Origin of the sequence: Bradyrhizobium roseum (genome assembly GCF_030413175.1) — a bacterium.
In the GTDB taxonomy this organism is placed as follows: Bacteria; Pseudomonadota; Alphaproteobacteria; order Rhizobiales; family Xanthobacteraceae; genus Bradyrhizobium; species Bradyrhizobium roseum.
This window is the reverse complement of sequence record NZ_CP129212.1, coordinates 5,033,879-5,059,855: the sequence shown is the minus strand read 5'-3', so window position 1 is coordinate 5,059,855 and position 25,977 is coordinate 5,033,879. Positions and strand designations below refer to the sequence as shown.

24 protein-coding genes are annotated in these 25,977 nt (G+C 63.4%); 11 read left to right on the top strand and 13 right to left on the bottom strand.

Translation table 11 applies throughout. The features are described from left to right. The first annotated feature begins 98 nt into the window (after positions 1-98). Together QUH67_RS24030 and QUH67_RS24025 are read left to right on the top strand one after the other, a co-directional pair. Entirely contained in the window at positions 99-386 is a 288-nt protein-coding gene (locus QUH67_RS24030; RefSeq protein ID WP_300941807.1) for an usg protein, read from the top strand. A 156-nt stretch (positions 387-542) separates the two neighbouring features. Further along, the gene (locus QUH67_RS24025) at positions 543-1,085 is read left to right on the top strand and encodes a cupin domain-containing protein (protein WP_300948155.1); all 543 of its coding nucleotides are present in this window, start codon (positions 543-545) and stop codon (positions 1,083-1,085) included. 108 nt (positions 1,086-1,193) lie between these two features. On the opposite strand, the gene QUH67_RS24020 is transcribed toward QUH67_RS24025, so the two are convergent. Continuing rightward, entirely contained in the window at positions 1,194-2,462 is a 1,269-nt protein-coding gene (locus QUH67_RS24020) for a NupC/NupG family nucleoside CNT transporter (protein ID WP_300941805.1), read from the bottom strand. 111 nt (positions 2,463-2,573) lie between these two features. Between QUH67_RS24020 and QUH67_RS24015 the strand changes: the two genes are divergently transcribed. Further along, positions 2,574-3,797, top strand: a complete 1,224-nt coding sequence (locus QUH67_RS24015) for an MFS transporter (RefSeq protein ID WP_300941804.1) — start codon at positions 2,574-2,576, stop codon at positions 3,795-3,797. A 123-nt stretch (positions 3,798-3,920) separates the two neighbouring features. Here QUH67_RS24015 and QUH67_RS24010 read toward each other — a convergent pair whose 3' ends face one another. Both QUH67_RS24010 and QUH67_RS24005 read right to left on the bottom strand, forming a co-directional pair. Continuing rightward, positions 3,921-4,685 carry an SDR family oxidoreductase gene (locus QUH67_RS24010; protein ID WP_300941802.1) on the bottom strand — a complete coding sequence of 255 codons (765 nt, stop codon included), beginning with the start codon at positions 4,683-4,685 and terminating at the stop codon, positions 3,921-3,923. Positions 4,686-4,699: 14 nt separating this feature from the next. Beyond that, entirely contained in the window at positions 4,700-5,458 is a 759-nt protein-coding gene (locus QUH67_RS24005; protein ID WP_300941800.1) for a peptidase, read from the bottom strand. Between the two features lie 245 nt (positions 5,459-5,703). Here QUH67_RS24005 and QUH67_RS24000 point away from each other — a divergent pair, with 245 nt between their 5' ends. Beyond that, positions 5,704-7,314, top strand: a complete 1,611-nt coding sequence (locus tag QUH67_RS24000; protein ID WP_300941799.1) for an ABC transporter substrate-binding protein — start codon at positions 5,704-5,706, stop codon at positions 7,312-7,314. 135 nt (positions 7,315-7,449) lie between these two features. Here the strand turns inward: QUH67_RS24000 and QUH67_RS23995 are convergent, their stop codons facing one another. The 3 genes from QUH67_RS23995 to QUH67_RS23985 all read right to left on the bottom strand — a co-directional run bounded on the left by QUH67_RS23995 (position 7,450) and on the right by QUH67_RS23985 (position 10,794). Further along, complete coding sequence (locus QUH67_RS23995; protein WP_300941798.1) at positions 7,450-8,286, bottom strand: transglutaminase family protein; 837 nt, start codon at positions 8,284-8,286, stop codon at positions 7,450-7,452. Between the two features lie 128 nt (positions 8,287-8,414). Then, on the bottom strand, positions 8,415-9,359 hold the full coding sequence (locus QUH67_RS23990; RefSeq protein ID WP_300941796.1) for an alpha-E domain-containing protein: 945 nt from the start codon (positions 9,357-9,359) through the stop codon (positions 8,415-8,417). A 16-nt stretch (positions 9,360-9,375) separates the two neighbouring features. Continuing rightward, positions 9,376-10,794, bottom strand: coding sequence for a circularly permuted type 2 ATP-grasp protein (locus tag QUH67_RS23985; protein WP_300941794.1), 1,419 nt, complete (start codon positions 10,792-10,794; stop codon positions 9,376-9,378). Between the two features lie 220 nt (positions 10,795-11,014). Here QUH67_RS23985 and QUH67_RS23980 point away from each other — a divergent pair, with 220 nt between their 5' ends. The 3 genes from QUH67_RS23980 to QUH67_RS23970 all read left to right on the top strand — a co-directional run bounded on the left by QUH67_RS23980 (position 11,015) and on the right by QUH67_RS23970 (position 13,076). Continuing rightward, a complete protein-coding gene (locus tag QUH67_RS23980; protein WP_300941793.1) occupies positions 11,015-11,746 on the top strand; it encodes a competence/damage-inducible protein A in 732 nt (243 codons plus the stop codon). 51 nt (positions 11,747-11,797) lie between these two features. Continuing rightward, complete coding sequence (gpt, locus tag QUH67_RS23975; protein ID WP_300941791.1) at positions 11,798-12,307, top strand: xanthine phosphoribosyltransferase; 510 nt, start codon at positions 11,798-11,800, stop codon at positions 12,305-12,307. A 151-nt stretch (positions 12,308-12,458) separates the two neighbouring features. Next, positions 12,459-13,076: a hypothetical protein gene (locus QUH67_RS23970; RefSeq protein WP_300941789.1), complete on the top strand. Its 618-nt coding sequence runs from the start codon at positions 12,459-12,461 to the stop codon at positions 13,074-13,076. A 102-nt stretch (positions 13,077-13,178) separates the two neighbouring features. On the opposite strand, the gene QUH67_RS23965 is transcribed toward QUH67_RS23970, so the two are convergent. Beyond that, positions 13,179-14,201: a methionine synthase gene (locus tag QUH67_RS23965; protein ID WP_300941787.1), complete on the bottom strand. Its 1,023-nt coding sequence runs from the start codon at positions 14,199-14,201 to the stop codon at positions 13,179-13,181. A gap of 118 nt (positions 14,202-14,319) precedes the next feature. On the opposite strand from QUH67_RS23965, the gene QUH67_RS23960 reads away from it, so the two are divergent. The 3 genes from QUH67_RS23960 (at position 14,320) to QUH67_RS23950 (ending at position 16,762) form a co-directional block, all read left to right on the top strand. Then, the gene (locus QUH67_RS23960; RefSeq protein ID WP_300941786.1) at positions 14,320-15,015 is read left to right on the top strand and encodes a glutathione S-transferase N-terminal domain-containing protein; all 696 of its coding nucleotides are present in this window, start codon (positions 14,320-14,322) and stop codon (positions 15,013-15,015) included. Positions 15,016-15,179: 164 nt separating this feature from the next. After that, on the top strand, positions 15,180-15,788 hold the full coding sequence (locus QUH67_RS23955; RefSeq protein WP_300941784.1) for a 2-hydroxychromene-2-carboxylate isomerase: 609 nt from the start codon (positions 15,180-15,182) through the stop codon (positions 15,786-15,788). Continuing rightward, positions 15,788-16,762 (top strand): NADPH:quinone oxidoreductase family protein, encoded by a 975-nt coding sequence (locus QUH67_RS23950; RefSeq protein WP_300941782.1) that lies wholly within the window; start codon positions 15,788-15,790, stop codon positions 16,760-16,762. Before QUH67_RS23955 ends, QUH67_RS23950 begins: the two co-directional genes overlap by 1 nt. 7 nt (positions 16,763-16,769) lie before the next feature. On the opposite strand, the gene QUH67_RS23945 is transcribed toward QUH67_RS23950, so the two are convergent. From QUH67_RS23945 to QUH67_RS23920, 6 genes are all read right to left on the bottom strand, one after another. Then, positions 16,770-17,447, bottom strand: coding sequence for an esterase/lipase family protein (locus QUH67_RS23945; RefSeq protein WP_300941780.1), 678 nt, complete (start codon positions 17,445-17,447; stop codon positions 16,770-16,772). Beyond that, positions 17,444-18,334, bottom strand: a complete 891-nt coding sequence (locus QUH67_RS23940) for a crotonase/enoyl-CoA hydratase family protein (RefSeq protein ID WP_300941778.1) — start codon at positions 18,332-18,334, stop codon at positions 17,444-17,446. The genes QUH67_RS23945 and QUH67_RS23940 overlap by 4 nt, the downstream gene beginning before the upstream one ends. Before the next feature lie 167 nt (positions 18,335-18,501). Beyond that, a complete protein-coding gene (locus tag QUH67_RS23935; RefSeq protein ID WP_300941777.1) occupies positions 18,502-19,926 on the bottom strand; it encodes an amidase in 1,425 nt (474 codons plus the stop codon). Next, entirely contained in the window at positions 19,919-21,091 is a 1,173-nt protein-coding gene (locus tag QUH67_RS23930) for a M20 aminoacylase family protein (protein WP_300941775.1), read from the bottom strand. Before QUH67_RS23930 ends, QUH67_RS23935 begins: the two co-directional genes overlap by 8 nt. 35 nt (positions 21,092-21,126) lie before the next feature. Beyond that, the gene (locus QUH67_RS23925; protein ID WP_300941774.1) at positions 21,127-22,629 is read right to left on the bottom strand and encodes a M81 family metallopeptidase; all 1,503 of its coding nucleotides are present in this window, start codon (positions 22,627-22,629) and stop codon (positions 21,127-21,129) included. Positions 22,630-22,860: 231 nt separating this feature from the next. After that, on the bottom strand, positions 22,861-23,991 hold the full coding sequence (locus tag QUH67_RS23920) for a M20/M25/M40 family metallo-hydrolase (protein ID WP_300941772.1): 1,131 nt from the start codon (positions 23,989-23,991) through the stop codon (positions 22,861-22,863). A gap of 405 nt (positions 23,992-24,396) precedes the next feature. Here QUH67_RS23920 and QUH67_RS23915 point away from each other — a divergent pair, with 405 nt between their 5' ends. Beyond that, positions 24,397-25,977, top strand: coding sequence for an ABC transporter substrate-binding protein (locus QUH67_RS23915; protein WP_300941770.1), 1,581 nt, complete (start codon positions 24,397-24,399; stop codon positions 25,975-25,977).

The following is a 25,977-nucleotide window of genomic DNA, read 5'->3' as shown; positions in this document are numbered from 1 at the left end:
TCGTGCGTCACATTTCTCTCATGTGAGCGCATCTCCGCCGGGGTTGGCTCGGTGTGTGGCCACCACGACAAATGCGCTCCAGCAATGGAGGTATTGGCATGGTCTCGCAGGTTGGAGTTGCTTCCGAAGACTTCCGGAAGCAGGTGTTGGGTTATGGGCTGACGACGGCGCAAATCCTGTATCGGATGCCGGATCATCCCTCATTGCTGCAGACCTATGTCTGGCAGAACTACGATCTGTTTCCCAAATTCCCGGCGCTGAAGGATTTCCTCGCCTTCTGGCAGGAAAAGCTCGATGGCCCGCTGTACTCCGTTACGGTGGCGCACTCCAAGCTGATCAAGCCGGCCGAACTGCGCGCGGTCGATGGGGTGTTTCGGCTGCATTGAGAGCCAGCGGTACGGTCGTCGGATGGGTGGAGCGAAAGCGATACCCATCGCTGCGTTCGCCGCGGATGCAGCAAGAGGATGGGTTTCGCTGCGCTCTACCCATACGCGGCGAAATTTGTGTTAGCCTCCCACCACAAACAAAAAAGGGAGGCACAGATGGCCAGCAAGAAAGTCACGTCGCGCGCTGCCGCGCAACCCGCCGTGAAGAAGAAATGGTCGGGCCACAAGACGGCAGCGAAATCATCAGCCCGCAAGACCATCGCGTCGAAGGCGACGGGCGTCGTCAAAGCGAAGCCGGTCAAGAAGGTCCGACCGAAGCAGCGCATCGCCGTCAGCCATCACCGCGAAGAAGATTTCAAGGCCGACGGTCTGCGCACCTATGCGAAGTACCGCGATCTCGGAATCGCGGAAGCTACGCACGGCCTGGCGCACGCGCAGGTGATCCGCCTGCAGGGGCCCTGCAATCCGGCGGAGGTTTCAAAACTGCATTACCACGACATTGAATTCCAGATGGTCTACGTGCTCAAGGGCTGGGTGAAGACCTACATGGAAGGCGAGGGCGAGACGCTGATGAAAGTTGGGAGCGCCTGGACCCAGCCGCCGCGCGTCAAGCACATGATCCTGGATTATTCAGACGACGTTGAGCTGCTGGAGGTGATCTTGCCGGCGGAGTTCAAGACGGTGGAATTGGCGAGCTAGCCGTCATTCCGGGGCGCGAAGCGAACCCGGAATCCAATTTACCACTTGCTCCGCGGCTCGATGGATTCCGGGCTCGCGCTACGCGCGCCCTGGAATGACAGCGGCGCCTCACGTCATCACCCCCACCACCGCGCCCATCAGACATGTCGCCAGCGTGCCTGACACGATCGACTTCAGCCCCAGCGCATTGATCTCCTCGCGCCGCTCCGGCGCCATGGTGCCGAGGCCGCCGATCATGATGCCGAGGCTGGCGAAATTGGCAAAGCCGCACAGCGCATACAGCATGATCAGCCGCGAGCGCGGATCGAGCGCGTCCGTGCCCAGCTTTGAAAACTCGACATAGGCAATCAGTTCGTTGAGGACGGTCTTGATGCCCATCAGACTTCCAGCGGTGACCGCCTGCGGCCAGGGCAGTCCCATCAGCCAGCATACCGGCGCCATCAGGTAGCCGAGCAGGCGCTGCAGCGAAAGTTTGGCGCCGCCGATCTCTGGCAGCAAGCCGAGGATAGCGTTGGCGAGATAGACCAGCGCCACCAGTACCAGCAGCATGGCGACGATGTTGAGCAACAGTTCAAGTCCGGCCGTGGTACCGTTGACGATCGCATCCATGGTGCTCGAGGTTTGCATCTTAGGATTGCCAGCGATCCGGGGATATTCTGACGATCCGCCGGTGCGTTTGTCTGACGTCTCTGGCACCATGATCAGGCTGACGAGAATGGCCGCCGGCGCGCCCAGCACCGAGGCGATGACGAAATGCGCCGCGGCGTCCGGGATCAGCGGCGCGAGGAAGGTGGCGTAGAGCACCAGCACGGTGCCGGCGATGCCGGCCATGCCGCCGGTCATCACCATGAACAACTCGCTGCGGGTGAGCTGCGCCAGATAGGGACGTATAAACAGCGGCGCCTCGACCATGCCGAGAAAGATATTGGCCGCGGTCGACAACCCCACCGCGCCACCGACGCCGAGCGTGCGTTCCAGCAGCCACGCCATGCCGCGCACGATCGGCGGCAGGATGCGCCAGTAGAACAGCAGCGTCGTCAAAACGCTCATGACCAGGATGATTGGCAGCGCCTGGAACGCCAGGATGAAATCCGCGCCCGCTGCCTTGAGATCGAAGGGCAGGGCGCCGCCGCCGAGATAGCCGAATACGAAGGAGGTGCCGGCGCGCGTTGCCGCCGAAATGGTGTTGACGGCGTCATTGATGGCGCCGAACGCTTTTGCCACCGGTGGCAGCTTGAGCAGCACCAGCGCGGTGACGACGGTGATGGCGAGCCCGATGGCGGTTTGACGGAGCGATACCGCGCGGCGGTTCTCACTGAGCGCCCACGCGATCGCCAGCAATGCCAGCACGCCAAACGCCGATTGCAGTTGCAGCATGAATCCCCCAAAACCCCGGCAGCGATTATGCCTGCGCCGCGCAGGCGCGCAATGCCGTGTTGCGGGGCCGCCCGTTGACATCGGCATCCCGCTCGGCCACCGCTCTTGCCCATGTCCTCCACGATGCCGGTCGGCGCCCGCGAATTGCTCAGGCACGCGCCGTTTCTGTTCTTCCTGTTGTCGCGCAGCCTGTCGCGCTTCGCCAGCCAGATCGCTGCGGTCGCGATCGGCTGGCAGGTCTACGAACTCACCGGCAGCGCCTTTCAGCTCGGCATGGTCGGGCTGGTGCAATTCCTGCCCACGGCGCTGCTGGTTTTCGTCGCCGGCCACGCGGCCGACCGGTTCGAGCGCAAGCGCGTGGTGCAGCTTTGCCAGCTGGCGGAAGCGGCCACCGCGCTGTTTCTGGCCGTCAGCACCTTTGCCGGCTGGCTCACCGTGCCGCAGATATTCATCGCCACCTTCGTGATCGGCGTCGCCGGCGCTTTCGAGAGCCCGGCGACAGCCGCGCTGCTGCCGCTGATCGTGCCGAAAGGCTCGGTGCAGCGTGCGACCGCGATCTCTTCCGGCGCAGCCCAGGTCGCGACCATCGCCGGACCCGCGCTCGGCGGGCTGGTCTTTGTGTTCGCGCCGAGCCTGCCATATTTCGTCATCGTCGCCTTCTGGCTCGTCGGCGCGGTTCTCACCGGCTTCATCTACACCGAAAAGCAGGAGCTCGCGAAAGCGGATTCGCTCGCGGACGACGTGTTTGCCGGCGTCCGCTTCATCCGCAACAACCCGGCAATCCTCGGCACCATCTCGCTCGACCTGTTCGCGGTGCTGTTCGGCGGCGTCGTCGCGTTGCTGCCGATTTACGCGCGCGATATTCTCGAGGCCGGCCCGCTCGGCCTCGGCATTTTGCGTGCGGCGCCCGCCGTCGGCGCGCTCCTGATGACCATCGTGCTGGCCCGCCACAGCATCAATCGCCTTGTCGGGCTGCGGATGTTCCAGGCGGTGATCGTGTTCGGTGTGGCGACGGTGGTGTTCGCGCTGTCGCAATGGATGTGGCTGTCGGTGCTGGCGCTGGCGGTGCTTGGCGCGGCCGATACGATCAGCGTGGTGATCCGCTTCTCGCTGGTGCAGCTCTCGACGCCCGACGAGATGCGCGGCCGGGTCGGCGCGGTCAATTTCCTGTTCATTAACGCCTCGAACCAGCTCGGCCAGTTCGAAAGCGGCGTCACCGCGGCGTTGCTGGGAACGGTGCCAGCCGCCGTGCTTGGCGGCGTCGGCACGGTCGCGATCGCGCTGCTATGGATGAAGCTGTTCCCGTCGCTGCGTAAGGTCGAGCGGCTGGAGTAGGGCAGCTCGCTCCACGGTTTTGTCGCGCAGAGGTCGCTCAGCTCACCATCACCCGGGAAACAAAATCCCCCTTGACGCCTACTGTGCATGGGGTTGTTTTGCAGATTTTTGGATGGAGGCCGGTTACCCCCGTCCCACGAACGGCATCTTGGTCGCCATGACAGTCATGAACAGCACGTTCGCATCGAGCGGAAGTCCGGCCATGTAGGCCACCGCGTCGCCGACCGCCTTCGCATCCATGCGCGGCTCGTGCATCATCGTGCCGTCGGGCTGCATCACGCCGGGGCCATTGACCATGCGATCGGTCATCGGGGTTGCCGCGTTGCCGATATCGACCTGGCCGACCGCGATGTCGTATTTGCGGCCGTCGAGGTTGGAGGCCTTGGTCAGGCCCGTGATCGCATGCTTGGTCGAAGTATAGGCCGAGGAATACGGCCGCGGCGCGTGCGCCGAGATCGAGCCGTTGTTGATGATGCGGCCGCCCATCGGCTTCTGGTCCTTCATGATGCGGAAGGCGTGCTGGGTGCACAGGAAGGGGCCGGTGAGGTTGGTGTTCACCACGGCCTGCCACTGCTCCAGCGGCAGGTCCTCGAAATTGACCGGCGGTGCGCCCATGCCGGCATTGTTGAAGAGAACGTCGAGCCGGCCGTAGGTGTCCATCGTCTTGGCAAACAGCGCCGCGATCGAGCCGGGGTCGGTCATGTCGGCGGAAACACACAGGCTCTTGCCGACATTGTCGCCAAGCTTCTTGGTTTCTTCCAGCATCTCCATGCGGCGACCGGCGAGCACGACGGTAAAGCCGGCATTCATCAACGCCAGCGATGCGGCGCGCCCGACGCCGGTGCCGGCACCGGTCACGATTGCGATCTTGTTGGTTGCGTCGGCCATTTTCTTCCTCGCCTTCAGTTTTTTGCTTCTGTCTGGGTTTTGTAGGGTGGTCTTGGAATATTCTGGTGCGCCGCGCGCAATGCCGCCGACCAGCGCGAGCGCAGGTCGTGGAAATAGGGCTCGCCGGCCTCGATGCGGTGGTTGAGGTCGGCCTCGCAGGCATCGCTGCGGACCACCAGCACGTCGATGGGAAGCCCAACGCCAAGGTTGGAGCGCATGGTCGAATCCATCGAGATCAGGCCGGTCTTCAGCGCTTCGTACAGCTCGACGTCGTAATGCATCGCGCGGTCGAGCACCGGCTTGCCGTATTTATGCTCCCCGATCTGCAAGTAGGGCGTATCGGTGGTGCATTCGATGAAATTGCCGGCGGTGTAGACCATGAACAGTCGCATCCGCGAGCCCTTGATCTGACCGCCGAACAGGAAGGAGACGTCGAAGGAGACATCTTCGGATCGCAGCGCCGGGCCTTCGGTGGCATGGACCAGACGTATCGCGCGCCCGATGCGCTGCGCCGCCTGGAACATGGTCGGGGCGTTCATCAGCGTCTCGACCTCGCCGGTGGTGGGATCTTCGATGCCCTCGGTCAGGGTCGACAGCACCGACTGGCTGATCGCTAGATTGCCGGCGCTGGCGATCGCCATGATGCGGTCGCCCGGATTGGAGAAAATATGCAGCTTGCGGAAGGTCGAGACGTTGTCGAGGCCGGCGTTGGTACGGGTGTCCGCGATCATCACGAGCCCGTCCCGCACCAGAATTCCGCAACAATAAGTCATTCCATGTCCCCGAGCCGTCCATTTACGGCGGGGCAACTAGTAGCCAATTTCAGAGTGGCATCCAACCCCAATTCCCGCGGGGCGGCATGCCATCAGGCCGATAAACCGGCTCGCGGGGAGGCAGGTACTGCGATCGGCACAGTCGTGGCAGGGCCGGGCTTGGGAGGCCTTTTACAAGTGTTGATTAAGCCGTCGGCCTCCGGCAGTCTGACCGTCGAAAAGAACAAAAAGATTGGGAGGCCACCATGCGCGCCAAGCGGTCCTTACTCGAGCCTGCCGCGTCCCTGGCGCTGCTTAGCATCGCACTGGTTGCCGCCAGCCCTGCCGCCGCGCAGAAAAAGGGCGGCACGCTCAGGCTCTATCACAACGACAACCCGCCTTCGACCTCGCTGCTGGAAGAATCGACGATTGCCTCGGTGATGCCTTTTGCCGCGGTCTTCAACAATCTGGTGACGTTCGATCCCGCCAAGGTGCACGAGAGCATCGAGACCGTCATTCCCGATCTCGCCGAAAGCTGGGCGTGGGATCAAACCAATACGAGGTTGACGTTCAAGCTGCGGCAGGGCGTCAAATGGCACGACGGCCAGCCGTTCACCGCGAAAGATGTGCAGTGCACCTGGCGGATGCTGATCGGCAAGGCCGAGACGCAGGACTTCAAGCGCAATCCGCGAAAAGTCTGGTACACCAAGCTGCAGGACGTCAGCGTCAACGGCGATTACGAAGCGACCTTCGAGTTGAGCGAGCCGCAGCCGAGCCTGCCGGTATTGCTCGCGAGCGCCTTCTCCGCGGTCTATCCCTGTCACGTGCCGCAGCAGGTGATGCGTACCAAGCCGGTCGGCACCGGTCCCTTCAAGTTCGTCGAGTTCAAGCGCGGCGATTCAATCCGCCTCGTGCGCAATCCGGAATACTGGAAGAAGGACCGGCCCTATCTTGACGAAATCACGGTGCGCACCATCGACAGCCGTGCCACGCGCATGCTGGCGTTCTCGACCGGCGATTACGACATCACCTTTCCCTCCGACGTCAGCATTCCCCTGATGAAGGACGTCAAGGCGCGGGCGCCGAACGCGATCTGCGAGGTGATCACGACCGGCACGCTGATCAACCTGATGGTCAACCGCGTCAATCCGCCGTTCGACAATCCGGAAATGCGCAAGGCGATGTCGCTGGCGCTGGACCGCAAGCCGTTCAATAGCATTTTGATGGAAGGCACCGCGCGGCTGGGTGGGGCGATGCTGCCAAAGCCGGAGGGCGAGTGGGGCATGCCCGCGGAGATGCAGGCCGCTTTGACCGGCTACGGCTCCGAAGCGGAAAAGAACCTCGCCGAGGCACAGGCCATCATGCAGAAGCTCGGTTATAGCGATGCCAAGCCGCTGCAGATCAAGATTCAGACGCGCAACCTGCCGACCTACCGCGATCCAGCCGTGATCGTCTCCGACCAGCTCAAGAAGATCTACATCGTCGCCGAGCTCGACATTCTGGATACGCCGCGCTGGTACGCCAAACTGCAGCGCAAGGATTATACGATCGGCCTCAACGTCACCGGCGTCAGCGTCGACGACCCCGACGGCAACATCGTCGAGAACTATTCGTGTAACTCCGAACGCAACTACACCCAGTATTGCAACGCCGACGTCGACAAGCTGCTGGCGGCGCAGTCCCGCGAACTCGACAAGGAAAAGCGGCGCAAGATGGTCTGGGATATCGAGCGGATCCTGGTGGAGGACGCCGCGCGTCCCGTGATCCTGCATGGTTCGGCCGGCAATTGCTGGCAGCCGCACGTGAAGAATTTCAAGCCGCACGACAACAGCCAGTACAACAATCTGCGCTTCGAGGACGTTTGGCTGGACAAGTGATGATCGGAAAGATGTCATCCCGGGGCGCGCCTTCGCGAACCCGGGATCCAACTAACAGCAACGCTGGTGCACGTCGGATTCCGGGTTCTCGCTACGCGAGCCCCGGAATGACGGCTGACGCTGAGTGGCCCCCGCTTACTGCTGGCTCTGCCACTGCCCGGGCCGCGCGGCCTGTTCGACCTTGACCGACACCGTCAGCGTCTCCGCCCCGCCGCCATATCGCGTGCCGCGCACCGGCGCGGCGCCGAGATAGTCGAGGCCGATCGCGACGCGGGCGTGGGCGTCGGTGGTGCAGATGCCGTTGGCGGGATCGAAGCCGACCCAGCCCAGGTCAGGCACATAGGATTCCGCCCAGGCGTGACCTGCCTGCTGCTGCGTGGTGCCGTCGGAGCGCATAAAATGCCCGGAGACGAAGCGGGCGGGGATGCCGCCGGTGCGCGCGCACGCGATGAAGATATGGGCGTAGTCCTGGCAGACGCCGCGCCGGAGCGCGAAGGCTTCCGCCGCCGACGTGCCCGAATTGGTGGGGTCTTCGTCGAACGTCATGTGCTCGTTGATCTGCACCATCAGCGCGTGCAGGAAACCGAGCACGTCGCCGTCGGACTCCGCCCGCATCTCGCGGGCAAACGTCGCCATCGCCGGATTGACCTCGGTAAGCGGAGTCGTACGCAGGAACAGGCCGGGCGGAAAACGCTCGTCGGTGCCGCGCAGCACGCCGCCGGTGTCGTGGGTTTCGATCAGGCCCCCGACATGGATGGTGAGATCGGCGATCGGCCCGTGGGTGAGCACGTGGGTGACGTTGCCGAACGCGTCTTGATGGGTGTCGAGCCGGGAATCGGTCGAGACGTCGATCTGCCATTCGGCGACATACTGCCCGTCATGGCTGCCGGGCGTCATGCGCAGGATCTGGATCACGCCCGAGGCGGGCGGCTCGTAGCGATAGCTCGTGGTGTGGGCAATTCGCAGGCGCATGGTGGAACCGGATCTGGAGCGTCATGCCCGGCCTCGTGCCGGGCACCCACGTCTTCCTTACTCTCAAAGCAGACGTGGATGGCCGGGACAAGCCCGGCCATGACGGTGTTTTGGTGGCATCCATCGCACTAAATCAAATATTGCTTGGTGATGATCTCACCCAGCCGGGCGTTGTCCGAAATGAATTCCTGGATGAACTCATGGACGCCGTGCTGGAAGATATCGTCCATATGGCTGTGTTCAAGTCGGTTGCGGACGCCGCGGGCATGGCGCTGGGAGGCGCCCTGGCGGCCATAGGCGACGCCGATCTGGTCGAGATTGCGTACCAAATTGCTGTAGCAGCTCGCCAGCGACCGCGGCAGCGTGTCGTTGAGGATGAGCAAGTCGGCGATCAGCCAGGGTTTCAGCGTCTCGCGATAGACCCAGTGATAGGCCGTCAGCGCCGAGACCGAGCGCAGGATCGAGGTCCACTGGTAATAGTCGAGGGGGCCGCCGACATGTTCCTCCTCGGGCAGCAGCACATGATATTTCACGTCCAGAATGCGGGCGGTGTTGTCGGCGCGTTCCAGATGCAGCCCGAGGCGGGAGAACCAGTAGGCGTCGTTGCGCAGCATGGTCCGGTAGGCCGAGCCGTCGAAGCGCAGTGACGTCTCCTGCACGAAACGGAGAAACCGCGCCAGCTCCTCGCGGCTGGAGGTGCCCTTGCCCCAGACTTCCTGCAGCTCGATCCAGGCCGAATTGATGGTGTCCCACATCTCCGATGTCAGCGCGGTGCGCACGGATCGCGAATTGAGTCGAGCAGCCTCGATGCAGTTCTTGATCGAGGAGGGATTGGACGGCGAGAATGCCAGATACTCGACGACGTTCTGCTCGCTGGCTTCCTGATAGGTTTCGTAAAAGCTCGCGCTGACGCCCGCGGTCAGCAGCGCCGATTCCCACTCGTTGGTCTTGCCGATGTAGGCGGCGGGGAGCGCGGTGACGCGCAGGGTCGCGTCGATGGTGCGCGCGATGTATTCGGCGCGCTCGACATAGCGGGCCAGCCAGTACAGGTTTTCGGCGGTGCGCGACAGCATACGAAGATTTCGCTCTCTACTCGTCCAGTATCCAGGTGTCCTTGGTGCCGCCGCCCTGGCTCGAATTGACCACCAGCGAGCCTTCCTTCAGCGCCACCCGCGTCAGCCCGCCCGGCACGATGGTGACCTGCTTGCTGCCCGTCAGCACGAACGGCCTGAGATCGACGTGGCGCGGCGCCAGCCCCGACGCCGTGCAGGTCGGGCAGGTCGACAGCGCCAGCGTCGGCTGGGCGATGAAGCCCTCCGGCTCGCGCTTGAGCTTGTCGCGGAACGCCTCGATCGTCGCTTTCGTCGCGGCAGGTCCGATCAGCATGCCGTAGCCGCCGGAGCCATGCACTTCCTTGACGACGAGGTCACCGAGATGGTCGAGCACATAGGACAGGTCCTTCGGCTCGCGGCAGCGCCAGGTCGGCACGTTCTTCAGGATCGGTTCTTCGCCGAGATAGAATTTCACGACCTGGGGCATGTAGGAATAGATCGCCTTGTCGTCGGCGATTCCTGTGCCGACCGCGTTCGCCAGCGTGACGTTGCCGGCCGCATAGGCTGACATCAGCCCGGGAACGCCGAGCGCCGAATCCGGGCGGAAGGTGAGGGGGTCGAGGAAATCGTCGTCGACGCGGCGGTAGATCACGTCGACGCGCTTCAGCCCCTCGGTGGTGCGCATGAACACCTCGTCGCTCTTGACCACGAGGTCGCGGCCCTCGACCAGTTCGATTCCGAGTTTGTCGGCCAGGAACGAATGTTCGTAATAGGCGGAATTGTAGACGCCGGGCGTCATCAGTGCGACGGTCGGCTCCGCCGAAGCCGACAGCGGCGCCACCGAGCGCAACGTCGAGAGCAACGCATCGGGATAGCGCTCCACCGGTGCGACACGGTGTCGGGCGAACAGGTCCGGAAACAGCCGCATCATGATTTCGCGGTTTTCCAGCATGTAGGAGACGCCCGAAGGCGTCCGCGCATTGTCCTCCAGCACGATGAAATTGTCGGCGTCGGTCCGGACGATGTCGATGCCGGCGATGTGCACATAGACATCGTGCGGCACGTCCTGGCCGTTCATCTCCGGGCGGAACACCGGGTTCTGGAAGATCAGGTCGTCGGGAATGATATTGGCGCGCAGGATGTCGCGGCTGTGGTAGATGTCGCGCAGGAACATGTTCAGCGCGCGGACCCGCTGCTTTAGGCCGCTTTCCAGCGTGGCCCATTCCTTGGCCGAAATGATTCGCGGGATCACGTCGAACGGGATCAGCCGTTCCTGGGCCTCGGCGTCGCCATAGACGGCAAAGGTGATGCCGATCCGGCGGAACAGCAGTTCCGCCTCCTGGCGGCGGTATTCCAGGGCGTCGGGAGGCGTCTCCTTCAGCCAGCGGGAGAGCTCCCGATAGGCCGGGCGGAGGTCACCGCCGGGTACGTTCATTTCATCGAAGGCAATTGCCATAAATTCTGACTGTCTCCGGAGGCCATGCGGCACAGTGCATGACTTCACGGGATGGTAGCAAGGCTCGGGCCAGCGCGATATGCATTGGCCCGCGGCATTTCGTAGGGTGGTCCGCCGCGCTGCCCTAAAAAAGGGCTGCCGGGTGCTTATTTCGGCAGCAAACCCCCGTGACTTCAATGCGTTGCTTGCGCAAGGTACGGGTACTAGGCGAGGGGAAGTCATGAGCGAGATTGTCACGGCGGGTATTCTGGTCATTGGCGACGAGATCCTGTCCGGCCGGACCAAGGACAAGAACATCGGCTTCATCGCCGAATACCTGACCAATATCGGGATCGACCTCAAGGAGGTCCGCGTCGTCGCCGACGAGGAGCAGGACATTATCGACGCCCTGAACGCCCTGCGGAATCGCTACACTTACGTCTTTACCACCGGCGGCATCGGGCCGACCCATGACGACATCACGGCCGACAGCGTCGCGAAGGCGTTCGGTGTCGGGATCGACCATCATCCGGAGGTCGTGGCGCGGTTCCGCGAGCGCTGGACCGAGCAGGATCTCAACGAGGCGCGGCTGCGCATGGCGCGCGTCCCCGACGGTGCCGACCTGATCCAGAGCGCCACCATCCTGGCGCCCGGCTTCAAGCTCGGCAATGTCATCGTGATGGCCGGCATCCCCTCGATCATGCAGGCGATGATGGACATCGTCGCGCCCAAGCTGAAATCGGGCGTGCGGATGCTCTCGGACACGGTCCGCGCCAACGCGCGGGAAGGCGACATCGGCGGGCCGTTGCGCGAGATCGCCAACGCCCATCCCGACACCATCATCGGCAGCTACCCGTTCCAGGACGAGGACAAGAAGCCCAACACCAACCTCGTGGTGCGCTCGCGCGATCCGGAAAAGCTCGCCGCCGCAATGATGGCGGTGAAGGAGATGCTGGCGGGCCTTGCGAAATAGCGACGCGCGAATACGGGAGACAGAATTGATCGATTGTTCCGGAGCACGCCCGTGACCGCAGGGGACAAAGCCACGCCGCCGCCGGAAAAGGCCTTTCCAGTTTCCTGGGACCAGTTTCACCGGGATTGCCGGGCACTGACCTGGCGGCTCAACGAGGTCGGGCCGTTTCACGCCATCATCGCGATCACCCGCGGCGGGCTGGTGCCGGCGGCCATCGTGGCGCGCGAACTCGGCATCCGCGTCATCGATACCGTGTGCATCGCCAGCTACGATCACACGCGACAGGGCGACCTAAAGGCGCTCAAGGGCGTCTCGGACGAGGTCGCAAAACTCGGCGGCGGGACCGGCAAGGGGCTCTTGATTGTCGACGACCTCGTCGACACCGGCAAGACCGGGCGGCTGGTGCGCTCGATGATGCCCGACGCGCATTTTGCCGCCGTCTACGCCAAGCCGCAGGGCAAGCCGCTGGTCGATACGTTCATCACGGAAGTGTCGCAGGATACCTGGATCCATTTTCCCTGGGATACCGCGCTGTCGTTCCAGCCGCCGCTCCGGCCGTGATCTTTCTTACCTCGCCCCGCTTGCGGGGAGAGGTCGGATCGCCTCGGCGATCCGGGTGAGGGGGACTCTCCGCGCATTCGGTGCTCGTGGAGACAGCCCCTCATCCCGACCTTCTCCCCGCAAGCGCGGGGAGAAGGAGTAGGAATACCTCATGCCCCTGCAAAACCGCGTCACCCCCACCGGCGACATCATCGCCAGCCCGCACCGCGGCTGGTTCACCGGCAACCGCGGCATCATCCATGACCCCGCAACCAAAACGCTGCTGAACAAGCGCTGGTCGAGCCCGGCCTGGATCACCTGCCTTTGCGAATTCAGAGGCTGGCGGCGGCCGGTGATGGGGCGGCGAAGTTGGACCGAACTGTTCTTTCTCGATGAGGCGACCGCCTTCGCCGCCGGCCACCGCCCATGCTTCTTCTGTCGCCGCGAGGACGCGAACCGGTTTCGCGCGGCATGGGAAGAGGGCAGTGGCGTAAAGGGCATTCGCGCGAAGGAAATCGATGCCGTGCTGCATGGCGAGCGTCTTGATCGCGGCAAGAAGCGGCTCCATCCTCTGCCGATGCCGGTGGCGCAATTGCCCGACGGCGCGATGGTGCTGGCGGGCAACGAGAGTTTTCTGATCGTGCAGGGCAGGGCGCTCCAATGGTCGATGGTTGGGTATGGTAAGGTGGAGGAGAGAACCGGAGACGCGGTGCTACTCACGCCGCCATCGACATTGCGGGCGCTCGGTGCAGGGTATCGGCCTGTATTGCATCCGAGTGCACTGGGCTAATGGTTTTTCGCCGTGATTGCGAGGAGCAAAGCGACGAAGCAATCCATCTTTCCGTTATGCCGCGCTATGGATTGCTTCGCTTCGCTCGCAATGACGACTTCCTCACCCCAGTTTCTGCCGCGCCAGCTTTGCGCCCGCACCCAGCGCGGTCAGCTTCGCCTCCGCGATATCCCTTCGCATCGGCGCCATGCCGCAATTGGTCGTGGCGACGATGTTGCTGAGCGGCACGAATTTTGACACCGCCTCGATCACCTTGACGACATCCTCGGCCGTCTCCACCGTGTCGCTGGCCACATCGATCACGCCGGCCTGGATGATCTTGCCGGGGAGCAGCGCCAGCAGGTCCAGCGGCACTTTTGAATTCCGGCACTCGATCGCGACCTGCTGGATCGGGCTCCTGGCGATCGCCGGGAAAATATCCTCGTACTGCCGCCACTCGGCGCCCAGCGTTTCTTTCCAGTCGGTATTGGCCTTGATGCCGTAGCCGTAGCAGATGTGGACGGCGGTGGTGCAGGTCAGGCCCTCGGCGGCGCGCTCCAGCGCCTTGATGCCCCAGTCGGAGACTTCGTCCATGAAGACGTTGAAGGCGGGTTCGTCGAACTGGATCACGTCGACGCCATCGGCCTGCAGCGCCTTGGCCTCGGCGTTGAGCAGTTCGGCAAAGGCGAACGCCATCTTGACCTTGTCGCCGTAATATTTGTCGGCGACGGTGTCGGCGATGGTCATCGGGCCGGGCAGGGTGAATTTCAGCTTGCGGGTGGTGTGGGTGCGGGCGACGCGCGCCTCGTCGGCATGGACGCGGCCCTTCAGCGTCAGCGGCGCGGTTACCTGCGGCACCATCGCCTTATAGCGGTCATTGCGGATGCCCATCTCGACCTTGTGGGCGAAATCGATGCCGTCGACCTTCTCCAGAAAACCGTGGACGAAATGCTGGCGGGCCTGCTCGCCCTCGGTGACGATGTCGACGCCGGCATCCTCCTGCAGCTTGATCGCCAGCATGGTGGCGTCGCGCTTGGCGCGGGCGAGTTCCTCGCCCTTCGACTTCCAGGGTGCCCACAGCATGTTCGGCTCGGCCAGCCATTCCGGCTTGGGCAGCGAGCCTGCGATGGTGGTTGGAAACAGCATGGGGGCCTCCCGTTGGTTCTGATTGAGCGCCTCTCTGCCATGTCTTATGATCGAGGTACAGAACAACAAAAGTGGCCGTCCCGTGGAATGTTTCCCGCCTCGGCCGCCAAGGGGAGCCATGATCGACCTGCATTACGCGCCGACGCCCAATGGCTGGAAAATCTCGATCATGCTGGAGGAACTCGGGCTTCCCTACCGGGTCGTCCCCGTCAACATCCGCGCAGGCGAGCAGTTCAGGCCGGAATTCCTGGCGATCAGCCCGAACAACCGCATTCCGGCCATCGTCGACCATGATCCCGCGGACGGCGGTGAGCCGTTTTCGGTGTTCGAGACCGGGGCGATCCTGATCTACCTCGCCGACAAGACCGGGCGCTTTTTGCCGACGGAAACGCGGGCGCGCTCCCGCGTCATGCAATGGCTGATGTGGCAGATGAGCGGGCTCGGGCCCATGCTCGGCCAGCACGGCCATTTTGCGCTCTATGCGGCGGAGAAGATCCCGTATGCGATCGAGCGTTACCGCGACGAGGCGGCGCGGCTCTATGGTGTGCTCGACCGTCAACTCGGCAAGACCGGCGCCTGTGTCGCCGGCGATTATTCGATCGCCGATATCGCCTGCTTCCCCTGGACCATGACCCACAAGGCGCAGGGCTTCACGCTCGATGACTATCCGAACGTCAAGCGCTGGTACGCCGAGGTCCGCGCGCGGCCGCAGGTGCAGGCGGGTCTTGCGATCGGAAAGTTCGTGAAAGAGCCGTTCGATGAGGAAGCGCGGAAGAACATGTTTGGCGCGCGGGCGAAGGAGATGAGATCTTAACCTCGCCCCGCTCTTCGCGGGGAGAGGTCGGCGCGTAGCGCCGGGTGAGGGGCTGCTTCCGCGAGTCCAACTGCCAGCGAGTTTGCGGAAGCAGCCCCTCACCCCGACCCTCTCCCCGTGAAGAACGTGGAGAGGGAGAAGAAAGCAAACAAAAGGAAATCCCGATGCTCGAATTCTTCTTCGACTGCTCCAGTCCCTGGACCTATCTCGCCTTCCACAACATCCAGCCGCTGGCAAAAGAGCTCGGCGTCGAGATCACGTGGCGGCCGATCCTGGTCGGCGGGATCTTCAACACCGTCAATCCCAGCGTCTACGCCTCACGCGAAACGCCGGTGCCGCTCAAGGCGCGCTACATGAAAAAGGATCTTGCCGACTGGGCGCGCTCGGCGGGGCTCACCATCAAGATGCCGCCGACGGTGTTTCCCGTGAACAGTGTCAAGGCGATGCGCGGCTGCATCTGGCTTGGAAAAGATATGGTGCCGTTCGCCACCGCCGCGTTCGAGGCCTATTGGGGCGGTGACAAGGACATCTCGCAGGATTCGGTGCTGACCGAGGTCTGCAAGAAGGCCGGCGTCGATCACGTCAAGTTTTTCGAAGCCATCGGCCAGCAGGGGATCAAGGATCAGCTCAAGGCCAATACCGATGAGGTGATGGCACGCGGCGGTTTCGGCTCACCCACGATCTTTGTCGACAAGACCGACATGTATTTCGGCAACGACCGCATGCCGCTGATCCGCGAGGCGCTGGAGCGCCTGAAAGCGCGGGCCGCCTGATGCCGAAAGCCGTCGTCTGCCGCGAACTCGGCCCGCCCGAGAGCCTGCGTCTGGAAACGTTTGACGCTGTCCCCCTGGCCCTCGGTCAGGTGCGCGTCGCCATCCGCGCCGCCGGGATCAATTTTCCCGATGTCTTGATGGCGGCGGGTCAGTATCAGCTCAAGCCGCCGCTGCCGTTCACGCCGGGCGTCGAAGCTGCCGGCGATGTGGTCGAAGTGAATGCAGCCGAAGGTGTCACCGTGGGTGACCGCGTGATCGTCAAGATGCGCCATGGCGCCTATTGCGATGAAGCAATCGCCATGCCCTCGCAGCTCGTCAAGCTGCCGTCGACGTTCGACTATGCCGAGGGCGCGACGTTCCTCGCAGGCCATGGCACCGCCTATCACGCGCTGATCGACCGCGGCCGGCTCGAGCCGGGCGAGGTGCTGCTGGTGCATGGCGCCGGCGGCGGTGTCGGACTCGCCGCCGTCGAGATCGGAAAGATGCTGGGTGCGACCGTGATCGCGACCGCTTCCAGCGACGACAAGCTGGCGATTGCGCAGGCGAGGGGCGCCGATCATCTCATCCGCTACGACCAGGAGCCGTTTCGTGACGCCGTCAAGCGCATCACTGACGGCCGGGGGGCGGACGTGGTGTTCGATCCTGTCGGTGGCGAGGTGTTCGAGAACTCGATGCGATGCATCAATTGGGGCGCACGTCTGCTGATCGTCGGCTTCACCGGCGGCATCGGTCTCGCAAAGACCAACCTTCTGATGATCAAGGGCGCCAGCGTGCTCGGCGTCCGCGCCGGCGAAGCGGTGCGGAAGAATCCTGCGCTCGGCGAAGTCAGGATCAGGAAGCTGACGGAGTGGGCGGAAGCCGGAACGATCCGCCCCAACATCTCGCACCGCCTGCCGCTGGAAGATTATGCGATGGCGATGCGGCTGCTGATCGAGCGCAAGGCGATCGGCCGCGTCGCGCTGATGATGGGGTGATGACGCGTCACGGCTTCACGAACGCACCATCCTGCAGGAATGCGATCGTCTGCGCGACGGCGACGTTGTTTCGCACCAGCCAGGGATGCGCCGTGTTGATCACGAGATGGTCGGCCATGCCGGCGACCCTTGTGTTTTCCACCGACACCCGGCCGTCATGCGGTTTCGGCAGCATCTTGCCGGCCACCGGATCGATCGACCGGTTTCCGGCGATGATGCCGACAGGATAATCGACCGCCGGAAACAGCGCATTGATCGCGTCGTCCCGTTTTGTGCCGAGTTGCTGTCCGGCCGGTCCAAAGAAGGCGCGATAAGCGCCGAAATGCTTTAGTCGGTCGGCGATTTCGCTGCCGCTGTTCGGCGTGCCCAGCATCACGACGCGGCCGAGGCGTTCTGGCCGGTGCCTGGCAATATAGACGCGGGCCAACAGCCCGCCCATGGAATGGCAGACGAAATGGATCGAGCCGTCGATGCGATCGGCAAAGCTCCGGATGGCGGGATGGATGTCTTCCGCCAGCCCCTCCAGCGCCTTGCGGCGGCTTTCATAGTCCAGATTGAGGGTAGCGAAACCAGCGCGCCCCAGCGCCAGTTGCATCTTTCGAAATGATAGCGCGGTCCTGCTGATGCCGTGCAGCAGGACGACGCCGTCTTGCGTCGCGTTGGCCGATGCGCGCTGTTCGCTCACTTATATTCGCGTTCCTGCCACCACGGGAAGTAGTCTGGCATATCGTTCGACACCTTGTCCTTGAATTGCGCCGGGCGCTTTTCCAGGAATGAAACCACGCCTTCCTTGACGTCGTCGCTGCGCCCGCGCGCATAGATGCCGCGGCTGTCGACCTTGTGGGCTTCCATCGGATCATCGGCCCCCATCATGCGCCACATCATCTGCCGGATCAGCGCCACCGATACCGGTGCTGTCTTGGCGGCGAATTCTTTTGCCAATGCTCGCGCGGTCGGCAGCAAATCGTCCGGCGGCACCACCTTGCTGACAAGGCGGCCGGCGAGCGCTTCCTGCGCCGGGAACACGCGGCCCGAATAGCACCATTCCAAGGCCTGCGAGATGCCGACGATGCGTGGCAGGAACCAGCTCGAGGCGGCTTCCGGCACGATGCCGCGCTGCGAGAATACAAAACCGAAGCGCGCGGCTTCCGACGCAATGCGGATGTCCATCGCCAACTGCATGGTGACGCCGATGCCGACGGCGGGCCCGTTCACCGCGGCGATCACGGGCTTGAGGCATTTGAAGATCCGCAGCGTCACCTGGCCACCGCCGTCGCGCACTTGGGGATCGCTGTAGTCGACCTTGCCGTCGGCGAGCCGCTTCACCGGGCCGCGCCGCGCGTCGCGGTCAAACGTGTTGGCCCCGGAGGAGAGGTCGGCGCCGGCGCAGAAACCGCGGCCTGCGCCGGTGACAATGATGGCACGGATGTTGTCGTCCCTGTCGGCCGCGTCGAAGGCGTCGATCATTTCCTGCTGCATCGTGCCGTTGAAGGCGTTGAGCTTGTCGGGCCGGTTCAGGGTGATGGTGAGGATCTGGTCCTCGACCTCGTATTTGATGGTCTCGTAGGCCATGGGGTTTCCTTCCGTTGCGTTTCTTGCGTTGGTGGTTCCTATATCGTCATTCCGGTGCGCCGCGAAGCGGCGAACCCGGAATCCATGCATCCACACTTACGGTCGAATATGTCTACGCTTGGATTCCGGATTCGGCGCTACGCGCCGCCCCGGAATGACGGTGAGAGCTACTTCTTCGGCGGCGAGGGCCATGGCCGCTGTGGGCCGCGCAGGCCCTCGAACGTCTTGGCCATGCCGAGCACGCCGATGTCGTCGAAGCGACGGCCGACGATCTGCACGCCGATCGGAAACCCTTTTGCGTCGTAACCGCCATTGACCGAGATCGCCGGATTTTCCGCCATGTTCCACGGCACGGTGAAGGCAATGTGCTCGAACGGCCGATCCGGATCGTTGACCGGGGAGGCGAACTCCGCCGGAAAATTCACCACCGGCGACACCGGGGAAATGACGTAATCAAGATCGTGGAAAAGATTTGCCGCCGCTGCGCGGATCGCCATCGTGGCGTTGAATCCCCTGACGACGTCGACGCCCGAAAGCTTCGCCGCCGATTCCGCCCATTTGACGATGTAAGGCAGCGTCTTGCCGCGCTCGTCCGGCGAGAGCTTCGAGAGATCGTCCCACAGCCGGGCGCGCCAGAAATGATCGAGCCCGTCGAGCATTTCGCGCGTCAGGATGCCGTCGATCTCGGTGATAACGGCGCCGGCGGATTCGAACGCCTTGGCGGCCTTCACGGCAACGTTGCGCACCTCGCTTTCCAGCGGCTGGCCCGCGCCGGCGTCGAGCATCAGGCCGAGGCGCAGCTTGCGCGGCGGCTTATCGATGACCTTCCAGTGCAGGCTGCTGTCGGCCGGCAGGCTAGTGCCGTCGCGGCGGTCCGGCTTCGACAGCACGCACATCATCAGCGCCGCATCGTCGACGGTGCGGGTCATCGGGCCGGCGACGCGGCCGACATAGGGTGGATCGATCGGCACACGGCCAAAACTCGGCTTCAGCGCAACGAGACCGCACCATGAGCCCGGCAGCCGGATCGAACCGCCGATATCGGTGCCGAGGTGCAGCGGGCCGTAGCCGGCTGCAGCCGCAGCGCCGGCGCCGGACGAGGAGCCGCCGGCGTTCTTGCTGAGATCCCAGGGATTTCGGGTGAGGGGATGGAAACTGGAGAGGCCCGACGAGAGCATGCCGTAGTCCGGCATCGTAGTCTTGGCGAAGATGATCGCGCCTGACTCGCGCAACCGTGCGGCGGGCGGTGAATCCTTCTCGGCTGCTACCTGCTTGACGCTGGCCGACCCCAGCGGCACCGGCTGGCCCTTGGTGGCCATGTTGTCCTTGATGGTGACCGGAATCCCGTCGAGCGTGCCAGCGGGCTCGCCCTTCTGCCAGCGGTCGGTCGAGACTTTTGCGGCAGCGCGCGCAGCCTCGGGATCGAACAGATAGAGCGCCTTGATATGCGGCTCCCACGCTCCGACATGCCCGATCACTTCCTCCAGCACTTCCGAGGGCGAGAACTGCTTGGCGCGATAACCCGCGATCAGGTCCGTCGCGGAAAGGTCATGCAGCGAGGTGATCTCTTCTTCGGCGACGGGTTTATGCATGCGAACTTGCCGGAAGACGGGTTTCGATGATGCGGGCGAACATGCTGGCGCCGATCGGCAGGATCTTGTCGTCGAGCACAAAGCCTGCATTGTGCACCGGCACCGAGCCGTCGTGACCGATCCAGAAATAGGCGCCTGGAATCGCCTGCATCATGTCGGCGAAATCCTCGCTGCCCATCTTCGGCGCCGAGCGCGTCAGCACATTGGCGGGATCGACGATGGTCTTCGCCACAGCCTCGACCACTCTCGACTGTTCTTCCTGGTTGACGAGCACGCTGAACGTGTCGCGGATGTCGGCGGTGATCTCGCATTCGAACGTCGCGGCAACGCCGGCGCAGATCTTGCGCATCCGGTCGCGGATCAGCGCGCGGACGCCATCGTCGAAGGCGCGCACGGTGCCGCCGAGCCGGGCGTCGCCGGGGATCACGTTGTTGGCGGAGCCGGCATGGATCTGCGTGACCGACAGCACCGCCGATTTCAGCGGATCGACGTTGCGGCTGACGATGGACTGCAGCGCCTGCGTCAGCGTCGTCGCGATAATGACCGCGTCCTTGGAGCGTTCCGGCATCGCGCCATGGGCGCCGTAGCCCTGGATGGTGATGTCGAAGAAGTCCGCGCCGGCCATCGCCGGTCCCGGCAGGATCGCGATCTCGCCATGGTTGAGGTCCGGGGCGTTGTGCAGGCCATAGACTTCGTCGCAGGGGAATTTTTCGAACAGACCGTCCTTGATCATCGCGCGTGCGCCGCCGAGGCCTTCCTCGGCGGGCTGGAAGATGAAATGCACGGTGCCGTCAAAATTTTTCGTTTCGGCCAGGTAGCGCGCGGTGCCGAGCAGCATGGTGGTGTGGCCGTCATGGCCGCAGCCGTGGAAGCGGCCGGGAATCGTCGAGCGCCATTTCAAATTGGTATTCTCTTCCATCGGAAGCGCGTCCATGTCGGCGCGCAGCCCGATGCGCTTGCCGCCGCTGCCCTTGCCCTTCAGCACGCCGATCACGCCGGTGCCGCCGAGGCCGCGATGCACCTCGATGCCCCATCCCTTCAGCTTCTCCGCGACGATTCCGGACGTGCGCACTTCCTCGAAGCCGATCTCGGGATGGGCATGCAGATCGCGTCTGATGGCGGTGAGTTCCTCGGCATAGCCGTCGATGCGGTCGATGGTTGGCATGTCTGTTATCCCGTGACTGGAGAGGTGGAGCGAGATTAAGCGGATGGGGCGAAGGCGGGGCCGTTCGGTTTGATGCGGATGCCGGGGCGCAGCCGCGTCCATGGCAGGGTTGCCGTGTCGGCCGGCATTGCGCCCGGTGCAGCGCAGATCAGGAGTTTTTCGGCGATCGGTTCGAAATCGGCGCGGAAGTGTACGGAGCTTTTGTTGACCAGGATTTTCTGCTCGGTCGGCTCGATCCCGACATAGCGATACATCGCCTGGTCCGCGAGCTGCGCCTTGTAGGAGCCGACGACCACGCGGACATTGCCGATGCGCAGGCAGGCTGACGGTCCCATCTCCATGTCGCGTCCGCGGTAATAGGGGCCGGTCGCCACGAAGTTTCCATCCGACAGTTTTTCGACGATAAAACTTTCCCGGTACGGCGCATCGCCTTGTATACCGGACTTGCCGCCGAGATCGAGTGTTACGGTGGCGCCGACGCCGGCCGCATGCGCGGCGCGGGCCGATTCCGGATCGTAGATCACGCCGGTGGCGCCGGATGCGCCGTTGCGTACCAGCGCGCGCAGCATCCCTGTCGTGTCGGAATCGCCGCCGGCGCCGGGATTGTCCTGGGTGTCGGCGATGACGATCGGTTTCGTCGCCGATTTGGCCAGCTCCATCGCGAGGCGAACGCCGTCATCCGGCGAATAGATCCGTCCATCGAAATCGTCCTCGTGGCTTTCGACCAGAGCCGCCAGTTTATCGGCGGCGGCATCGGCGTCAGCCTGCGTCCGGCCATAGGCGAACACGCTCGGCCCGCAATCGCGGAAATCGGCCGCGGGAAAGCCCGGCGCAAACGACAGCGTCGGCACCGCGTCGCTTTCGAGCGCGGCAAGCTTTTCGTAGATGCCCTTGGTCGGCTGGTCGTTGGTGCATTGCCAGGAGATCGGGATCAGAAACGGCAATTGCCGGAATGCTTTTGCAAAGCGCGTTTTCGTCTGCAGCATCAGCCCGAGATGTTTGGCGCAGGCGCGGCCGGTTTCGGCCATGTCGACGTGGGGATAGGTGCGGTAGGCGATCAGCGCGTCCGCATGCTCCATCATTTCGGGCGAGACGTTGGCATGCAGGTCGAGGCTCACCACCAGCGGCAGATCCTTGCCGATCACCTTGCGCACGCGGGCCAGCGTTTCGGCTTCGCCGTCGTCATGACGTTCGGTCACCATGGCGCCGTGCAGGTCGAGATAGACGGCATCGATCGGTCCCGCCGCGGCAATGCCGTCGACCATTTCCTTCATGATGCGCTCGAAGGCGTCGGTGGTGACATGCGCGGAGGGGACCGCGGCCGCCGAGATGGTCGGGACCAGTTCCCAGCCATTGGCTTCGGCCGCCTCGACGAAGCCGGCCAGGCCGACATTGATCTTGCGCATCGCCTTGAGCACGTCGGCCCCGTGCGCCATCGACGGCCAACCGCCGCCATGGACGAAATTCTCATAGGTCGCTTTGGTCGGCGCGAACGTATTGGTCTCATGCAGAAAGGCGCCAACGGCGATGCGGGTCATCAAGTCTCTCGGCCACTGTTTTTGGTTGGGGGACGTTAAGCGTGACATCGCGTCAAGCGCAAGCGCGGGAGCAATCCCGTTTTGCATGCCGCGTGGGCGTTAGTAATTGTCTGGCACCGTGATTAGCCCCGTCATTGCGAGGAGCGAAGCGACGAAGCAATCCATGCTTCAGCGCGTGGCGGCATGGATTGCTTCGCTTTACTCGCAATGACGGGGAGAGGATGACGTCGTTCAACTCAGCGTCGCCAGCAATCCCGCCATCAGACGGCCGCGCTCGGCCAGGCTGTCGACCTCGATATGCTCGTTGAGCGTATGGGCATCGGCGCCGCGAACGCCCAGGCCATCGAGGGTGGGGATGCCCATGGCACCCGTAAAATTGCCGTCTGAGCCGCCGCCTGCGCTGCCATGCGGGAGCTCGAGGCCCATGTCTTTCGCAATCCCGCGGGCGTGTTCATAAAGCGCCATGGTGCCCGCGTCCGGTTCCCACACCGGCCGAGTCACGCCGCGCGTCACCTTGAACGTCACGTCGTTGCTGCTGCCGGACAGCGCGAGCATCCGCTCGACGCCGCGATCGAGGTCGGACTGTCGCTTGGCCATGCTGAGCGCTTCGCCGCTGCAGGTCGTGGCAACGCAATTGACCCATTGGCCGCCATGCACGACGCCGACCGAAAAAGTGCAATCTTCGGTCGTCATGCCGTCGATGGCGATGATCTGGCGTGCCATCTCGCGGATCGCGGAACGGCCGGATGAAAGCGTGGCGCCGGCATGGCTCGGCCTGCCGACGGCTTCCAGATTGAAGCGGGCGATGGCGTATCGCCCGGTGACCACGCCGTTGTTGGGGCGGCCCGGCTCTGGCACCAGCACATATTTGTTGCGCGCCGCCTCGGCCTCGATGATGTCGCGGGTCGAAGGCGTGCCGACCTCTTCGTCCGGCGTGAACAGCACCGTGATCGGCAGCGGCGTCGTGAACGCGGCGCGGGCCAGTTGCCGGATCGCTTCGAGGGTGAGGTAGTTGCCGCCCTTCATGTCGAAGATACCGGGGCCGAAGCATTTGTTGCCGTCGCGCCGCCACGCCAGCTTCTCCAGCGTGCCGACGGGATGAACGGTATCGAGATGACCCGCGATCAGGATTCCGGGCTCGCCCTGCTTCGGGTGAGGGAAGCGCGCGCGGACGCAGCCGGCAAAACCCTGGCGCCCGGCGATGCGTTCGATGGTCGCACCCATGATGGCCATTTCGCGCGCCGCAAGATCGAGCATGCGATCGACCGCGGGCGCATCCCAGGTCGGGCTTTCGCATTCCACCCAGGCCCGCAGGCCCTGCAGCATGGTTTCGGAATCGAAGGGAAGGTTGGCAGGATTCATGATGGGCTCTCCCGGTTGGGCCGGAATGTTTGGGTTCGATGCGGGCCTTTACGAGAAGGATCGGCGGTAGATTTGTAAAGGGAAAACATGAAGCGCTTGGAGCCTGCTCGGTGCCCGGTCAGCGTAATGGTAATTCTGGCATCATTCTTGATTGTAGACGTTTGACGAGGCGTGTTGGCGGAGCTTAACCGGGACTGCAATCCATCCGGCGGCGGGCGCAAGCCGGCCGCAAAAGGACTTGTCCGGAGGGCTGTCCTGATTTCTGCCTGAGCGCTGGCGTCCCCAGTGTCGTCGGGTCAAAAGGGTGTTGTGAAGCTGAATATCGACCCTATAGTCCGGTCAGAAACCGGGCAGGCGCTCGAACAATAGGCATTCGGGCGTTGAGACGACAACGGAGGTGAAGGAATGAACGTGTTTAGAAAAACGATTATTGCCGCGACTTGTGTCGGCAGCCTGGCGGCCATGGCAGCCCCGGCGCTTGCCGAGACCACGTTGCGCGTCGTCATGCATTCGGATTTGAAGATTCTCGACCCGATCTGGACCACGGCCTACATCGTCCGCAACCACGGCTACATGATCTACGACGTGCTGCTCGCGCAGGACGAAAAGGGCGAGATCAAGCCGCAGATGGTGGAGAAATACGAAGCCGCGGCAGACGGCAAGAGCTACACCTTCACCTTGCGCGAAGGACTGCTGTGGCACGATGGTCAACCGGTCACGTCGGAAGATTGCATCGCATCGATCAAGCGCTGGTCCGCCAAGGATTCCCTCGGCCAGAAGATGATGACGTTCGTCGACTCGATTGCCGCGGTCGATGCCAAGACTTTCACCATCAAGCTCAAGGAACCGACAGGTCTTGTGCTTCTCGGCCTGTCGAAGCCCTCGTCGAACGTGCCGTTCATGATGCCCAAGCGTGTCGCGGAAACCGATCCGAGCAAGCAGATCGAGGATTTCACCGGGTCGGGCCCCTTCGTATTCAAGAAGGATGAATGGAAGCCGGGCGACAAGACGGTCTACGTCAAGTTCGACAAATACAAGCCGCGCAGCGAACCGGCGTCCGGCATGGCCGGCGGCAAGGTCGTCAAGGTCGACCGCGTCGAGTGGCGCGCGATTTCCGACGCGCAGCAGGCCGTCAATGCACTCTCCAAAGGCGAACTCGACATGGTCGAGCAGCCAAGCCATGACTTGCTGGGCACCCTGAAGAAGGACCCCAACGTCTCGGTGATTATTTCGCCGCCGCTGAAGGGGCAATACGTCTTCCGTCCCAACCATATCCACAAGCCGTTCGACAATCCGAAGATCCGCAAGGCGCTTTGGTACGCCTTCAATCAGGAAGATTTCCTGATGGCGACCATCGGCGATCCCGACTACATCAAGGAGTGCAAGGCGCTGTTCATCTGCGGTACGCCGTTTGCGTCGACCAAGGGGATGGACGGACTTCTCACTTCCAACGTCAAGAAGGCGCAGGAACTGCTGAAGGAGGCCGGTTACGACGGCACCCCGGTCGTGCTGATGCACTCGACCGATCTGAAGGTGCTGACCAACCTCGCACCGGTCGCCAAGTCGCTGATGGAGAAGGCGGGCTTCAAGGTCGACATGCAGTCGATGGATTGGCAGTCCGTGGTCGCGCGCCGGTCCAAGAAGGACGCACCCAATGCCGGCGGCTGGAACGCGTTCCTGACCGCCTGGGTTGCCGCCGACGTGATGAACCCGGTGTCGACGGCCTATCTGAACTCGTCATGCGACAAGGCGCTGTTCGGCTGGCCGTGCGATGCCGAACTCGAAAAGCTGCGCGATGACTTCGCCCGCGAAACCGACCCGGCCAAGCAGAAGGCGATTGCCGAGGCGGTGCAACTGCGCGCCATCGAGACGACACCCGAGATCCCGGTCGGCGAATACGTGCAGCCGGTCGCGATGCGCAAGAACGTCAAGGGGTTCGTCACTGCGCCGGCGCCGGTGTTCTGGAACATCGAACTCACCAAGTGA

Coding starts and splice junctions, on each gene's coding strand:
- QUH67_RS24030 (WP_300941807.1), top strand. CDS start 99: ATGGTCTCGCAGGTTGGAGTTGCTTCCGAAGACTTCCGGAAGCAGGTG.
- QUH67_RS24025 (WP_300948155.1), top strand. CDS start 543: ATGGCCAGCAAGAAAGTCACGTCGCGCGCTGCCGCGCAACCCGCCGTG.
- QUH67_RS24020 (WP_300941805.1), bottom strand. CDS start 2,462: ATGCTGCAACTGCAATCGGCGTTTGGCGTGCTGGCATTGCTGGCGATC.
- QUH67_RS24015 (WP_300941804.1), top strand. CDS start 2,574: ATGTCCTCCACGATGCCGGTCGGCGCCCGCGAATTGCTCAGGCACGCG.
- QUH67_RS24010 (WP_300941802.1), bottom strand. CDS start 4,685: ATGGCCGACGCAACCAACAAGATCGCAATCGTGACCGGTGCCGGCACC.
- QUH67_RS24005 (WP_300941800.1), bottom strand. CDS start 5,458: ATGACTTATTGTTGCGGAATTCTGGTGCGGGACGGGCTCGTGATGATC.
- QUH67_RS24000 (WP_300941799.1), top strand. CDS start 5,704: ATGCGCGCCAAGCGGTCCTTACTCGAGCCTGCCGCGTCCCTGGCGCTG.
- QUH67_RS23995 (WP_300941798.1), bottom strand. CDS start 8,286: ATGCGCCTGCGAATTGCCCACACCACGAGCTATCGCTACGAGCCGCCC.
- QUH67_RS23990 (WP_300941796.1), bottom strand. CDS start 9,359: ATGCTGTCGCGCACCGCCGAAAACCTGTACTGGCTGGCCCGCTATGTC.
- QUH67_RS23985 (WP_300941794.1), bottom strand. CDS start 10,794: ATGGCAATTGCCTTCGATGAAATGAACGTACCCGGCGGTGACCTCCGC.
- QUH67_RS23980 (WP_300941793.1), top strand. CDS start 11,015: ATGAGCGAGATTGTCACGGCGGGTATTCTGGTCATTGGCGACGAGATC.
- QUH67_RS23970 (WP_300941789.1), top strand. CDS start 12,459: ATGCCCCTGCAAAACCGCGTCACCCCCACCGGCGACATCATCGCCAGC.
- QUH67_RS23965 (WP_300941787.1), bottom strand. CDS start 14,201: ATGCTGTTTCCAACCACCATCGCAGGCTCGCTGCCCAAGCCGGAATGG.
- QUH67_RS23960 (WP_300941786.1), top strand. CDS start 14,320: ATGATCGACCTGCATTACGCGCCGACGCCCAATGGCTGGAAAATCTCG.
- QUH67_RS23955 (WP_300941784.1), top strand. CDS start 15,180: ATGCTCGAATTCTTCTTCGACTGCTCCAGTCCCTGGACCTATCTCGCC.
- QUH67_RS23950 (WP_300941782.1), top strand. CDS start 15,788: ATGCCGAAAGCCGTCGTCTGCCGCGAACTCGGCCCGCCCGAGAGCCTG.
- QUH67_RS23940 (WP_300941778.1), bottom strand. CDS start 18,334: ATGGCCTACGAGACCATCAAATACGAGGTCGAGGACCAGATCCTCACC.
- QUH67_RS23935 (WP_300941777.1), bottom strand. CDS start 19,926: ATGCATAAACCCGTCGCCGAAGAAGAGATCACCTCGCTGCATGACCTT.
- QUH67_RS23930 (WP_300941775.1), bottom strand. CDS start 21,091: ATGCCAACCATCGACCGCATCGACGGCTATGCCGAGGAACTCACCGCC.
- QUH67_RS23925 (WP_300941774.1), bottom strand. CDS start 22,629: ATGACCCGCATCGCCGTTGGCGCCTTTCTGCATGAGACCAATACGTTC.
- QUH67_RS23920 (WP_300941772.1), bottom strand. CDS start 23,991: ATGAATCCTGCCAACCTTCCCTTCGATTCCGAAACCATGCTGCAGGGC.
- QUH67_RS23915 (WP_300941770.1), top strand. CDS start 24,397: ATGAACGTGTTTAGAAAAACGATTATTGCCGCGACTTGTGTCGGCAGC.